This is a genomic window from Terriglobus saanensis SP1PR4, from assembly GCF_000179915.2.
Lineage (GTDB): Bacteria > Acidobacteriota > Terriglobia > Terriglobales > Acidobacteriaceae > Terriglobus > Terriglobus saanensis.
In genome coordinates this window covers 2536730-2550525 of record NC_014963.1, presented here as the reverse complement: position 1 = coordinate 2550525, position 13796 = coordinate 2536730, and the positions used below count along the sequence as shown (strand labels likewise).

The following is a 13796-nucleotide window of genomic DNA, read 5'->3' as shown; positions in this document are numbered from 1 at the left end:
CAAACAAAAACGGCCCACCGGATAAGTGGGCCGTTTCTTGCTCAAGTTACTTCTGAATTTGTGCGAAGTTATCGGCTGATTTGTTCATCTCTGTGGCGGTTGCGGCGTGGGTAAGAAGAAGTACACGGTGGCGGTAGACGGCCGACTGGCCCTTCTCAATCGTGAAATCAAGCGGAGCAGCTTTGGGATCGAAGATATGCCGCCCCAGTGGATTCGCTGCGAAGAGACCGTAACCGCGCGCGTGCCAGAAGGTAGGAGCGTTAGGATTTGAAGGATGGTCGAGAATGGCCACGGTGATGTTCTGGCCAGTAGCGTTGTGTCCGACGAGCATGCACCAACGGCCACGCGTTGCCCAGGCTGCGTCTCCGGTCTTTCCTTCGCTCGTTGTGTAAACGCCTGTAGCGCCAGCGCCGGTATAGCCTTCCACCTTCGTCTGTTTTCCGTTGGCGTCGGTGAAAATGCCGCCCTTCTCGTCAGCGGACTCGAGCCAGCGAGCGACGCGTATACCAAGGAGACCCTCCTTGTCATCGTGAAAGACTGCCTTGTTCAGAGCGTGCAAGGTGACGGTTTCGTCGATCATGCGTGCATCGCCATGCCGCATGAAGATGTAGTGTGTCGTCTGTTGCAGAATGGATTCACCCTTGCCTGTAATCCATGTGCTTTCGACGATGAGATCGCCACGGTCGCTTCCGCTCTTTGTGGAGACGATCTGTTTCTGTTCGATAGTACCCATCTTCGTGCGATTTTCTGCTGGAATCGCGTTGGAGTTGTTCCAGAAATCAAATCCGTTCACGTTGCCGTAGTTGAACCACATGCCTGCGTGGTGGGGATGGTCCTGGCGTTCGCCCTCGCGCGGAGCGAGTGGATAGCCGCGGGTTACTTCAATGTCACCCTCCGCGATGAGCGGGTAAAGTACTGGCTTCTTGAGCGAGGTTGGCCATACATAGGAAGTGAAGGGCTTGCCGTCGATCGTGACATCCACGCGCCGTTGCGCTTCATTGGGCGTCACCTGGACACCCAACGAAGCTTTCTTGTCAGCGGCAAAGAGCGAGACTGGGCCTAAGGTAAGAAGGGTAAAGACGATCCATCTATGCACTTTTCTATGCACCTTTTTTCCCTCCAATGACGAGTTGCTGTGTCTTGTCGTCGAAGGTGACGCGCTGTCCGGTCTTCATGGCAGCGACCGTCATGCAGAGAGCAAGTGAGTGGCTGTAGCCCGCGTCGATGCTGGCGTTTGGTGTTTTGCGAGAGCGAACGCACTCCATCCAATTGAGCATGTTGGCGGAGGTCATAGGATCGGCCCCGGTGTTCGCAGAGGTCTCTGCTGCGGCGACATTTTCGCTCAGAGCAAAGCTCTTGAGTTGGTTGGGCTGCATCTTCATCTCCGCAGCAGATCTGGCCGTAAGGCCGCCTTCGGGACTGACGCGTTGCTTGTCCATATCCAACATGCCGGCATTGGAGTAGTAGAGCTCCTTGATGCCACCGGCGGAGTTCGTCTGACGCGAAGAGTAGACCACCTGGAAGCCTTTCGTCAGATCGTCCAGAGGGCCGTAGTCGAAGACCGCAGTTAGTGTGTCCCAGTTTGTGCGACCGTCATGCCACTGGTAGATGCCTCCGTTGGCCACGACGCTGCGAGGATGAGGATATCCACTGAACCAATGAACAGTATCAATCTGGTGGACTAGCCACTGGTCCGGAATGCCGGAGGAGAAAGGCGAGAAGAGACGGAACTCAAGATACTTGCGTGCATCGAAGGCCTGGTAGGGCTTGTTGAGAAGGTAGCGTTTCCAGTCCGTGTCCTGCTCCTTCAATAAGGGAACTACATCGGGGCGACGCCAGCGTCCGGGCTGGTTCACATTCCAGGTCATTTCCACCATATTGATGTCGCCGAACTGGCCTGAACGGATGTATTCGTATGCCTTCTGATAACTGGGGGTGCTGCGACGCTGTGTGCCTACTTGAAAGACCTTGCCCGTCTGCTTTACGGCCTCTCGAATCGCGTGTGCGTCTTCGATGGTATCGGCGAGAGGCTTTTCACAGTAAGCGTCCCGCCCAGCACGTACGGCTTGTACCCCATGCTGCGCGTGCTGAAAGTCGGCGGTGGCGATCAGGACGGCATCGATATCTTTGCGGTCGTAGAGCTCTTCGTTATTGCGGGCGGTGGCGATGGTGTTTCCGCAGATTTTTTGCACGTAAGCAACACCTTCGTCGCGGCGGCGATTCCAGATATCGGAGACCGCCGCAAACTCGAAGTTTTTGTCTTTGGCGTGTTGCTGGAAGGAGGGAATCAGGGCCTGCTTCATCCTGTCTCCACAACCGACGATTCCCACTCGAACGCGGTCATTCGCTCCAGGAATAGCGGCATAGCTACTTGCATTCCACGAGATGGCAGTGACAGCCGTTGCTGCGCTTCCAAGCTTGAGGAAGTCTCTACGATTGGTGCCGTGATGTTCCATATGCTTCTCCGAGGTAGATTTTGGGCTGAGCAATTCTCCTCGAACGAGTTCACGTTGTCTTGTTCGATTGAAAGTTGCGCTCCGAAATCCTACGCTCGCGACGCAGCGATTGGCATGCGCAAAATAAGGTTTGCGCTACCTTTGCTTCTCGATCTTTTGCTGAGAGCTATCTGCATTACCACTTTCGGAAGATCAGTGAGGCGTTCGTTCCACCAAAGCCGAAGGAGTTTGTCATGGCGAATTGCATGGGTACGGGCATACCTTTGTCGCGCACCAGGTTCAGTTGGCAACGCTCGTCCAGTTCTTCCAGATTCGTTGTCGGAGGAGCCATCTGATCACGGAGTGCTAGCACTGTGATCCCGGCTTCCAGACTACCAGCGCCTCCGAGGAGATGGCCGGTCATAGATTTCGTCGAACTGACCAAGAGCGTCTTTGCGTGTTCTCCGAAGGTATCGGCGATGGCCTGGGCCTCTGCGCGGTCTCCGAGAGGCGTGGATGTGGCATGGGCGTTGAGGTATCCAATCGCAGAAGGTTCAAGCCCAGCGCTTGCCAGGGCGAGTTGCATGACGCGTCTTACACCGCGGCCGTCTTCCGGCGGCGCGTTGGTGTGAAAGGCATCTGAGTTCGCAGCATAACCTACAAGCTCCGCAAGGATGGTAGCTCCTCTGGCCTGTGCATGGCTCAACTCCTCAAGAACCAACACTCCAGCACCTTCGCCGACAACAAAGCCGTCACGCTGCGTGTCCCAGGGACGCGATGCAGTCTGAGGACTTTCGTTGCACGTGGAAAGCGCACGCATTGCGGCGAAGCCTGCAACGGAGAGGGGAGTAACGGCGGCCTCACTGCCTCCGCAGATCATCACGTCCGCATCCCCGCGACGGATGATGTGCCAGGCTTCTCCTATACCGTGTGCGCCTGTTGTACAGGCTGTGGAGCACGTAAGGTTCGGGCCGGCAGCGCCGTACTTAATAGATATCTGTCCAGAGGCCAGATTGGCGATTGTTGCGTTGATGAAGAACGGCGAGACGCGATCGGGTCCACCGGCGAGGAGCTTGGAATGCTCTCGCTCGATCACCTCAAAGGCGCCAATCCCGCTTCCAACATAGACGCCTACGCGCTCAGCGTTTTCTTCCGTCACCTGCAGACCCGATTGCTTCATGGCGAACTCTGCCGCAGCCATAGCAAACTGGATAAAACGGCCCATCTTCTTGATGTCTTTGCGGTCGATATACTTCTCCGGTGAGAAGTCCTTTACTTCGCCAGCAAAGCGGCAGCTGAAACGTGACGCGTCAAAGAGCTGGATAGGAGCGACACCCGATTCACCACGAAGTAGGGCGCTCCAGGTTTCTTCTGTGCCAATGCCCACCGGACTGACGAGTCCGACTCCGGTTACAACAACACGACGCTGTTCTTTCATACAGTGTTCCTTTCCTGCGAGCGCACATCAGTCACTTCTGTAAGTGAAGAAGCGTATTTTCTAGTGTCACGTTGAGCAGATTGACCTCTGCTTTTCCAACTTTTTTTTCTAGACTGCGCTGAGCAGCCTTCCACTTCGGCCTGGCTACAGTCAAGGTTTTTTGTCCGGTTACTGTCAGGCTGAGTGATCGTGCCCGTTTGTCTGATGCTTGTTCCACGGAGATATATCCAAGTTTTTGCAACGGAATTAGGTTGCGCGTCAGGGTGGTCCGATCCATCTGCAAAACCTCTGCCAACGACGAGATGGACTCTCCCTTCATGGCAGAAAGCGTGATAAGCAATCCAAACTGACCGATGCTGATGCCGCAAGGCGCAAGAAACGTGTCATAGGTCCTGGACACGATACGTGCAGACTGCCGTAAGCGGTAGCAGGTACAACCAGGATCACCGGGGTTGGGCTTCATCGTAGTTACTGACTCCAAGGCAGATCGATAGTCTTATATCAGTGTAATTACACGGAAAGCTTCAAGTCTAGCCAGTCGAGATGATGGTGGTTGGTCCTCTATTCAGGCACAAGCGCGTCTGAAGCCATATGTTCATGCTTGAACGTATAGTTAACGCTATACGTTGAATTTGCTTTTCGCTGTAAGATGCCATCATTTGTGAGATTGAAAGTACACCAGGGAGGGCACCGCATGTCCGAGATGAACGATATACAGAAGCGGGAGCGCGCGCGCAACACAGATCGTTCCGACACGAAAGTCTATCTTGTGGGCGGTGGCATCGCATCGCTGGCTGCCGCAGCTTTCTTAATTCGCGACGGAGGTGTGCTGGGCAAGAACATCACGATTTATGAAGAACTCGATCGGCTCGGCGGAAGCCTCGATGGTGCAGGATCGCCGGAGGAAGGATACGTTCTTCGGGGCGGGCGCATGATGGAGTCGAAGTACCTTTGCACCTATGATCTATTTTCCGCCGTGCCGACACTGGATCGTAGCAAGACGGTGACGCAGGAGATCTTCGAGTGGAACGAGGTCATCAAGACTCACTCCCATGCGCGTCTGGTGCGGGATGGACAGCCCATCAACGCTCCCGAGTTCGGTCTGAGCGAAAAGAACATTCTGAAGATCGAGTGGCTTATTGCAGAGCCCGAGGGGCTGCTTGGAAGGACCAGCATTGCCGACCAGATGGGCGAAGAGTTCCTCCAAACCAACTTCTGGCTGATGTGGTGTACGACCTTCGCTTTCCAGCCCTGGCACAGCGCGGTAGAGTTCAAGCGCTACCTCGTGCGCTTCACACACATGGTCCAGGGCTTCAACCAGCTACACGGGATCATGCGAACAGTCTTCAATCAGTACGATTCTTTAGTGCGGCCGTTGGAACGGTTTCTGATTGAGCGGAATGTGAAGTTTCTTCTGAAATCGAAAGTCGAGGAACTGGTGCTGCGTAAAGACATCGATGCAGAAGGCTTCGTGGAGAAAATTATTTATACAGCGGAAGGTAAGCTGGAGACCGTCGAGGTACGTTCGCACGACCTCGTTATCGTCACGCTTGGATCGATGACGGAGGCTTCAGCCTTGGGATCAAATGGCACAGCGGCCGTAGTGAAAAGCAAGAAAGACGGAGGGTCTTGGACTCTGTGGGAGAAGATTGCGGCCAGCAGACCTGAGTTCGGCAAGCCTGCAGTATTTACCGATCACATTGACGAATCAAAGTGGATCTCGATTACGACGACGCTCTACGACCCAGATTTTTTAGAATTGGTTCGCAGCATGACAGGAAATGTCCCCGGCGAAGGCGGACTTGTTACCTTCGCAGATTCCAACTGGCTCTGCTCGATCGTGATTCCTGCACAACCCCACTTCATCGGTCAGCCAGAAGATGTACAGGTCTTCTGGGGTTATGGTCTCTATGTCGATAAGCCCGGCAACTTCGTTCCTAAGCCTATGCAGGATTGTTCGGGGGCGGAGATCTTTACCGAGATCCTCGGTCACCTGCACATTTCAGAAGAACAGCAGAAGAGTATTCTTGCGAATTCGAGGACCATTCCTTGCATGATGCCCTTCATAACCAGCCAGTTCCTGCGGCGCGAAAAGGGTGACCGACCCGAGGTGCTTCCCAAGGGATGGAAGAACCTTGCCTTTACCGGTCAGTTTTGCGAACAACCTGACGACGTAGTGTTTACGGTGGAGTATTCCGTACGCAGCGCTGCGAGTGCCGCGTACGGTCTTCTTGATATCGACCGCAAACCGCCCGCGGTCTACAAGGGGCAATACGATCCACGCGTTTTATATAAGGCCATCAAAGGGCTGCACGATCTCGATTGAGCGAGCGAAATCTCTAGCGACTGAGCTTTGTCGTACGTCCCAGGATGTTGTAGCTGATGCCGACCGATGCGCCGTAGGATTTCATCGTGCCAAAGGTAAACTGCGGCCAAGTCTGGTATTCGATGTCGATGGCCCGAACTTTCCACCGGTCGCCGAGGTGCAGGTCAACACCAGCGCCGCCGGCGACGACCAGATAGGTACCCTTCGCGTAGTTGAAAGGGAAGTTGAACTGTCCAGCGCCCGCGAGAAGCTTGACGTACGGCTCAAGATTGCCGGGGCGAAGCGATACGCGGGGACCAATCAAATACGTTGTCGCGTGCGTATTTTCGTCCTGGTGATAGCGCAGCCAACGGGCCTCACCTTCAACGCCAAGCCACCAATAGGGGTTTGCATCTACCCATCCCTGGGCTCCCCCGAGCCATCGTTCGCCATACTGCAGCTTGTACAGGGCGACGCCTCCACCGATGCTGACAGAAGTGCCGGGTCCTACGCCTGCGGGAGCCGCCTGAGCGAACAGGCGGCTTCCGCAGAGTAGAAGTAAGAGATTGCAGAGAAGGGTCTTCAAGTTTGTTCCTTGATCTTGCACGTTTAGCGCACCGTTACGGACAGATCGGCGATCTGGCTGGCAGTGGTATGGAGACCTGAGGCCATGATACGAACCGTATATGTTCCTGCGGGTGTGGTGCTCATCTGCAGTTTGTTGGCGCATCCCGTTACACCAAGTCCTGCGAGGATGAGAACGGCGAGAGAGAGAAGAGCCGGTAAGCTACGACGTCTGCGCGAAGTGAAGAGAAGGAACCCCAGAAGTGCAGCGAAGGGAAGAAGCATACCGGCTTCCGCGACACGCGATACGTGTCTTTGAGTCAACTTCGCCGTTGCCCCGGCACCGAGTGGGTTGCCGGTGTCAAATACGAGGTGAATCGTATTTGTCCCTCCGCCTGTGACATCCATGCTGGTTTTGTCGAAGGTGCAGGTCGCATCGAGCGGCATGTCCAGGCAACCGAAAGCGAGTGTGTCCGTAAAGCTCTTCGAAGCCACAATCGTGACGTCGACTCCAACGTGATCTCCGCTCGTAACAGAGATCGTTGTAGGATTCGCCGTGATGCTGAAGGTAGTAGAAGCGCCAGCGGTGATCGTGTAGGACGCCGCGGTGGAGGGTGAGTAGACCGAATCACCGTTGTAGGTCGCCACAATGTTGTAGGAACCATTCTGAGGGAAGAAGATCAGCGTTGCTGCTCCAGCGGTCGAAACCTGCACTGTGCCAAGCGTTGCGCCGCCAGAGGTAAAGGTGACCGTGCCGGTTGGTGTAACAGGTCCGGTCCAGTGGACAACACCGACGAGCGTTACCTGCTGGCCTGCGAGATAACTACTGGACGATGCGGTCGTGGAAATCGTCGTGGAGCGCAGCTGCACGACTTCAGAGACGCCATTCGTTGTTGAGGGCAGGTTGTAGTTGTCTCCACCGTAGCTCGCGGAGAGACTGTGTGTGCCCGCGCTCAAAGAGGGAAGGACGAGAGATGCAGTTCCTGCGTTATTCAGTGCAACACTGCCGATGATCGCCGTACCGTCTCTGAAGGTGATGACACCGGTAGCATTCGCTCCGCCAGCCACGGTGGCAGTCAGAGTGATGGCCTGCAGGGTAAGTGCCGGGTTTGTATCGGAACTGAGCGAGGCGGTGGTGGTCTGTTGTTCGACCTGCAGCAACACGTTGGAGGTGCTTACCTGGGTTCCGCTATCTCCGCCGTAGCGGGCGATGATGGCGTGCTGACCGGCGATAAGCGCGCTCGTTGTGAAGGTAGCTTTTCCATTCACGGCGGTCACGTTGCCGAGAACAGTCGAGCCGTCGAGGAAGCTTACGGGGCCGTTCGCAGACTTACCGGTACTTACGATCAGAGCGGTGAAGGTTACGGGTGTGCCGACGACGGATGGATTCGCGCTCGAACTGATGGTTACGGTGGTGTCGGCGGTGTTGATGGCCTGCGAAAGTGCGGGAGAGGTGCTGACCTTGTCATTCGCGTCGCCAGAATAAGTCGCCGCGATGAGATGCGTCCCGGCACCCAGGGTAGAGACATCCAGGACGGTGATACCCGCAGCATTCAGAGCTGCGCTGCCAAGAGTCGTTGCACCATCTGTGAACGTTACTGTCCCCGTCGGCACCGTTCCGCTCACGCCGGTCACCGTTGCGGTGAAGCGTACCGTTGCTCCCACAAGAGCCGGATTCTGACTGGAAACAACCGCAGTGCTCGTTGCCTGGAGGACATGTTGAATCAAGGACGCGGGCGCTGCTCCCGAATGCGTCGCATCGCCTGCGTAGTTGACCGAGATCGTGTGCGAACCGATGGCGAGCGTCGAGGTGGTGAAGACCGCGATACCAGATCCATTGAGTGGAACAGTTGCTATCGTTGCGCCACCATCGAGGAAGACGGCATTGCCTGTGGTCTGTGTTCCTGTGCCGCTAATGATCGCAGTAAAGGAGATCGAATCACCAAAGGTAGACGGGTTCTGGCTGGAGGAGATTGCAGCGGAGGAGGTGGCAGCCTGCATGACCTGGATCAGAACTGCCGAGTTGCTCGCGGTGTGATCGACGTCCCCTGCGTATGAAGCCACTAGGTTGTGCGATCCCGCAGTCAGCGTATTCAGCATGAAGCGTGCGACGCCGGTTGCGCTCATGGTGGTTGTTCCGAGAACGGTTGCACCTTCCGTGAGCACGATCTGGCCGGCGGGAATGGTTCCATTACTGCTCAATGTAGCGATGAAGGTGACCTGAGTGCCGAGGAAGGCGGGGCTTCCGCTGGTGGTCAACGTGAGCGCAGTGGTGGCCTGCTTGACAACCTGGATAAGGGGAGACGAAATACTGGGGTTGTCCTTCGTATCCCCAGCGTAAGAGGCGGTAATGGAATGTGAGCCTGTGGAGAGGTTCGAGAGGGTAAGGTTTGCCTGGCCCGAAGCATTGAGGTTGATCGTGCCGAGATTAAGAGTTCCATCGAAGAAGGTAATCGCTCCGGTAGGAATACCACCCGTTCCCGAAGCAACCGCCGTGAGCGTAATGCTGCTCCCAGCGATCGACGGATTCACGCTGGAAGTCAAGGCAACGGTGGTCGTTGCAAGTTGAACCACTTGGTTCAAGGTAGAAGAACTGCTGGTCGCGTAATTCGTGTTTCCCGAATACGTCGCAATCACCTGATGTGTGCCTACGGTGAGGGTGCTGACGTCCAGTGTAACGATGCCGCCCGTCGAGAGAGTGCCGGTTCCGAGGACTGTTGGGCCCTCCTTGAACGTTACTGTGCCGTTGATCGCGCCAGCAATGGCGTTGGTCGCCGCAGTCACCGTGGCCGTGAATCGAACGGTCGCGCCGCCTGCGGAGGGATTAGGAGACGAGGTCAGAGCGGTGCCGGTCGCAATCTGACGAACCACCTGAGTGAACGTGCTTGAACCACTGACGTCGTTCGTTGCGTCTCCGGGAAAGCGGGCGACCAGGAGATGGGAGCCCACCGTGAGCGTGCTGGTGGTGAATGTTGCAACTCCGTTTACAAGAGGCTGGGTGGCTATTGTGGCCGCCCCGTCTTGCAGCGTCACGGAACCGGTGGGGGTTGTGGTGCTGGTCGGCGTCACCGTAATGGTGAAGGTCACCGGCGTTCCTATATCTGAAGGCGTTGCGGATGAAGTGAGCGTCGTCGTTGTCGTCCATTTATTGACCACTTGCGTGACGGCGACGGAAGTTCCGGAGAGAGTATTCGCATCGCCGACATAGGACGCAGTAATCGAGTGCGATCCGGCCACGAGGGCTGTCGTCGCAAAGGTAGCAACACCACTTCCATTCAGGCTTCCACTGCCGATGGATGTGGCGCCATCCTTGAAGGCGACGAGTCCTGAAGGCTGGATGGTGGAGGTCGTGACCTTTGCTGAAAACAGGACGCTGTCTCCTACCAGCGAAGGATTCGGACTCGCGGTAAGAACGACGCTGGGTCCTTGCTTGACTATCTGGGTGAGAACAGCCGAGGTGCTCGGCGCGTTCTGGGTATCGCCACCGTAGTGGGCCGTAATGTCGTGGCTTCCGAGGGCGAGCGCTGAGGTGGTGAAGGTCGTGACTCCGGTACCGTTTAAAGTTCCGGTGCCGATCTGTGTAGTGCCATCCAGGAAAGTTACGGTTCCCACAGGAGACGTACCTACACCACTCGTAATCTTGACAGTCGCTGTAAAGGTGATAGCGGCACCCAAGGCCGAAGGAGAGCCGCTCGTCTGGAGGGCGACCGTCGTAGGTTCAAGAGCGTCCGCCTCACCTGAAAGGTGAATGATCCCAGGGGAGTTTGAAGCGTTCGATTGGAGCTGAATCTCTGCGGTTACGACGGCGCCAACGGTCTGGGGCTTGAATTCGGCCCCCACGACGCAGGTGTCATTCTTGTCGAGCGGAGTAACGATCGCGCAGGAGGTTGTGCCCGGGTCTGTTGCAGAGTCAGCATCCGGAGCAATCGCGGTGAAGATGAGCGAGTCATTTCCATCATTCTCAAAGGTTTGGCTTTGAGGTGCCGAAGTGCGTCCAACACGGATGGGAGTATATTGCAGCGTCGCATAGGAATTGCTGACTTTCCGGATGCGGTTATTGAGAAGGTCGGCAAAGTAGAGATCGCCCGCAGAATCGAGTGCAAGGGCATATGGTCCATTGATCTTGGCCACGTTCGCCGGTCCGTTGTCCCCACTGTAGGCTGCGGCCCCGGGGATGCCGACGATGCTCGAGATCAGACCGGTGGTCGAGCTCACTTTGCGTACGAGGTGGTTGTTGGAGTCGGCGATATAAAGGTTTCTTGCTACGTCCACTGCGACGGCTGCTGGCTGCTGGAGTTGTGCCGCGACTGCCAGGCCACCATCGCCATTGTACCTGGGCACCCCTGTACCGGCTACTGTGGACAGGCTGCCGCCTGCGGTTATCATGCGGATGCGATGATTCGCCTGGTCTGCAATATAGAGACTGCCACCGGAGTCGATGGCGAGACCCAGGGGGTTATTGAATCGACCTGCCGAGGCGGGACCACCATCGCCCGCGAAGTCGGCAACCGTCGGTATGCCAGCAAAAAGAGTAATCATGCCGGTCGAAGGGTCTATCCTGCGAATCGTGTCATTACCAGTGTCCGCAATGTAAAGAAAGCCAGCTGCATCCATCGCAAGTCCACCGGGAGCGTTCAACGTAGCCAAGGTGGCGGAGCCTCCATCACCCGAAGATCCTGGGACGCCCAGCCGACCGGCAATGGTGCTGAGAATACCCGTGGCCAGGGTCAATTTGCGGATCGCATTATTCCTTGTGTCTGCGATATAGAGATCGCCTGCTCCGTTCAGTACGAGGGCGGTGGGGTAATTCACCGGGGCGCTCACTGCCGGGCCACCGTCTCCGGTCACTCCAGTGGTGCCATCTCCAGCGACTGTGGTGATGACATGGGTTACCGCGTCCACCCTGCGGACGCGGTTGTTGTTGGTATCGCTGAGATATATGTTTCCGGCGGGATCGACAACTACGCCACTTGGAATGAAGATAGGAGACGAGCGCGCGTCGCCGCCGTCGCCAGCATAGTTAAAACTGGAGTTACCGGCCACCGTTGAAACAGTGCCAGGAAGAAAAACTCCAACCGAACCTTTGCCGCTTCCGTGCAGCAACTGGGTTCCGAGAACCGTACCGCCGTTCATAAGAACGACCGCGCCAACGCGTTCGCCGGGAGCCTTGGGAGAGAAGGTGACTGAGATGGAGCAACTCTGTCCCGCAAGGAAGGTTCCCGTAGCGCAAGTTCCCTCGTCACTTGTTGTGAAGTCTTTGTCTGCGAGACCCGCTGTAACGACTCGAATGGATGAAGCCTGCCCGCCCGTCTGAAAGGGAACCTGAACGGTCAGCGTGGTGGTTCCCGTGGAAACTGGAATGGCTGCGCCAAAGTCAGTTACGGTCTGTCCATATCCGGTCGCGCTTAGTGCGCCAGCCAAAGCGAAGAGTGCAAGCCGCTGAAACTTATGGCCAAAGGGCGAAAACCGATACAAAGAGGAAAGATTAAACCGATTTTTCAGACCAAGCACTGCGACACCCCGGAAGTTATTTCTTTGGTCATAATCGATTACTTAAGGTTGGAAAAGAATCCCCCCTCGTTCCCCTGGGGGGAACTTTTGTGAAGAGCATTACAACTTTCAGGGAACACTTTTGAGGCAACCAAATGAGGACATAGCATTACTTCTGCACTTAAGAGTGCAGATCGGTTTATCAACCATCTGATGAAGTCTTTCGATTCGTCGTCCGACATCGCTCATGGCTTTGCTTCCGGGTAACTCGATCTGGAGACAAATGTGCACGATGCAGCACACAAATGGGAGCTCTTCATGTCACGGACAAACAATACGGCTAGACTACGAGATCTTGCGGTAGAGGACTTTGTCTGTGATCATGGCCTGAAGGCAAACGCAGACGATTAGGAATGACGTACCCGCAGTCGGCAAAATATTCCCTAATTTTGAGCTTGTAGGAAGAAATATTTTTTTGATTCAACGATTGGAGAGAGATTCCGTAAGGGAATTCGGTGACATTTGCCTGACGATTGTCACCAAATTGTCATTTCAGCTCGCTTGCCTTTGTGGTCGCTTCTCTAAAGGAGAGAATGATATGCAGACACTTTTATCTGCAGGAGCTTGATAATTGACATGGATGTAACGGAGTTACAAACAGATTCCCGTACGCAGATTCTTGTCGTTGAAGACGATCCGCGCATGCAGAAAATTCTCCAACGCGTTTTTCGTGAGCAGGGTTATCACGTCACAGTCTGTGGCGATGGTCAATCCGGTCTGGATGCGTTTCGCGCAGGGAGATACTCCGCAGTCGTTCTGGATCTGGTCCTGCCCAATATCTTTGGTCGCGACGTCTGCAAGACGATCAAGTCCGAGCAGGAAGATATGCCAGTGATTGTCGTGAGCGCCATCACCGACGTTGCGGACAAGGTTCTTCTGTTGGAGTTGGGAGCGGATGACTACGTGACGAAGCCGTTCAGCCCGAGGGAGCTGATGGCACGTGTGCAGGCTGCTATGCGACGTCGGCAAAAAACGTCCGCGATCACTACTTATAGCTTCGGAGATTGCGAGATCGATTTCTCCAAGATGACAGCGCGCCGGGGAGGGGTTTCCATTACGCTGACAGCCCACGAGTTCAAGTTGCTGAAGTACTTTGTGGAGCATGCAGAGAGGGTTTTGAGCAGGGACGTCCTGTTGAACGAGGTTTGGGGCTATAACTCCTACCCCACCACGCGAACGGTCGATAACCAGATCCTGAAGTTGAGACAGAAGCTGGAGCCAGAGTCTGCGGAGCCACGCTATCTGCGAACGGTCTACGGTGCGGGGTATAAGTTCGTTCCCTGATGAGAAAGGATACTGTGTCCGTTGAAAAGCACGGCCCGGGGATACGGACACGCGTCCTACTGTTAACTTCGTTGTCCCTGATTATTGCGGGCACGATGGTGTCCAGTTTGTACGTGGTCCGTTTCAAGTTGCGCCAGCGTGTGCAAAATACGCTGGAAGCAGACTTGAGACACTCTCTTGAGGCCTTCCAAGGAATGACAGCACGCCGACGCTTCGCGTT

At 55.6% G+C, this 13796-nt stretch carries 8 protein-coding genes; 2 read left to right on the top strand and 6 right to left on the bottom strand.

From position 1 onward, the window contains the following. Positions 1-46: 46 nt before the first annotated feature. The 4 genes from ACIPR4_RS10525 to ACIPR4_RS10510 all read right to left on the bottom strand — a co-directional run bounded on the left by ACIPR4_RS10525 (position 47) and on the right by ACIPR4_RS10510 (position 4336). Positions 47-1108, bottom strand: a complete 1062-nt coding sequence (locus tag ACIPR4_RS10525; protein ID WP_013568648.1) for a DUF6807 domain-containing protein — start codon at positions 1106-1108, stop codon at positions 47-49. Then, positions 1101-2456, bottom strand: a complete 1356-nt coding sequence (locus tag ACIPR4_RS10520; protein ID WP_013568647.1) for a Gfo/Idh/MocA family protein — start codon at positions 2454-2456, stop codon at positions 1101-1103. The genes ACIPR4_RS10525 and ACIPR4_RS10520 overlap by 8 nt, the downstream gene beginning before the upstream one ends. Positions 2457-2631: 175 nt before the next feature. Then, positions 2632-3873: a beta-ketoacyl-ACP synthase II gene (gene fabF / locus ACIPR4_RS10515; RefSeq protein WP_013568646.1), complete on the bottom strand. Its 1242-nt coding sequence runs from the start codon at positions 3871-3873 to the stop codon at positions 2632-2634. A gap of 31 nt (positions 3874-3904) precedes the next feature. Next, positions 3905-4336, bottom strand: a complete 432-nt coding sequence (locus tag ACIPR4_RS10510; RefSeq protein WP_013568645.1) for a MarR family winged helix-turn-helix transcriptional regulator — start codon at positions 4334-4336, stop codon at positions 3905-3907. Positions 4337-4567: 231 nt separating this feature from the next. Here ACIPR4_RS10510 and ACIPR4_RS10505 point away from each other — a divergent pair, with 231 nt between their 5' ends. Then, positions 4568-6199 (top strand): oleate hydratase, encoded by a 1632-nt coding sequence (locus ACIPR4_RS10505; RefSeq protein WP_013568644.1) that lies wholly within the window; start codon positions 4568-4570, stop codon positions 6197-6199. A gap of 13 nt (positions 6200-6212) precedes the next feature. On the opposite strand, the gene ACIPR4_RS10500 is transcribed toward ACIPR4_RS10505, so the two are convergent. Next, positions 6213-6764, bottom strand: coding sequence for an outer membrane beta-barrel protein (locus tag ACIPR4_RS10500; RefSeq protein WP_013568643.1), 552 nt, complete (start codon positions 6762-6764; stop codon positions 6213-6215). A gap of 23 nt (positions 6765-6787) precedes the next feature. Next, a complete protein-coding gene (locus ACIPR4_RS10495; protein WP_041586038.1) occupies positions 6788-12217 on the bottom strand; it encodes an Ig-like domain repeat protein in 5430 nt (1809 codons plus the stop codon). Between the two features lie 651 nt (positions 12218-12868). On the opposite strand from ACIPR4_RS10495, the gene ACIPR4_RS10490 reads away from it, so the two are divergent. Continuing rightward, positions 12869-13576 (top strand): response regulator transcription factor, encoded by a 708-nt coding sequence (locus tag ACIPR4_RS10490; RefSeq protein ID WP_013568641.1) that lies wholly within the window; start codon positions 12869-12871, stop codon positions 13574-13576. Positions 13577-13796: the final 220 nt, after the last annotated feature.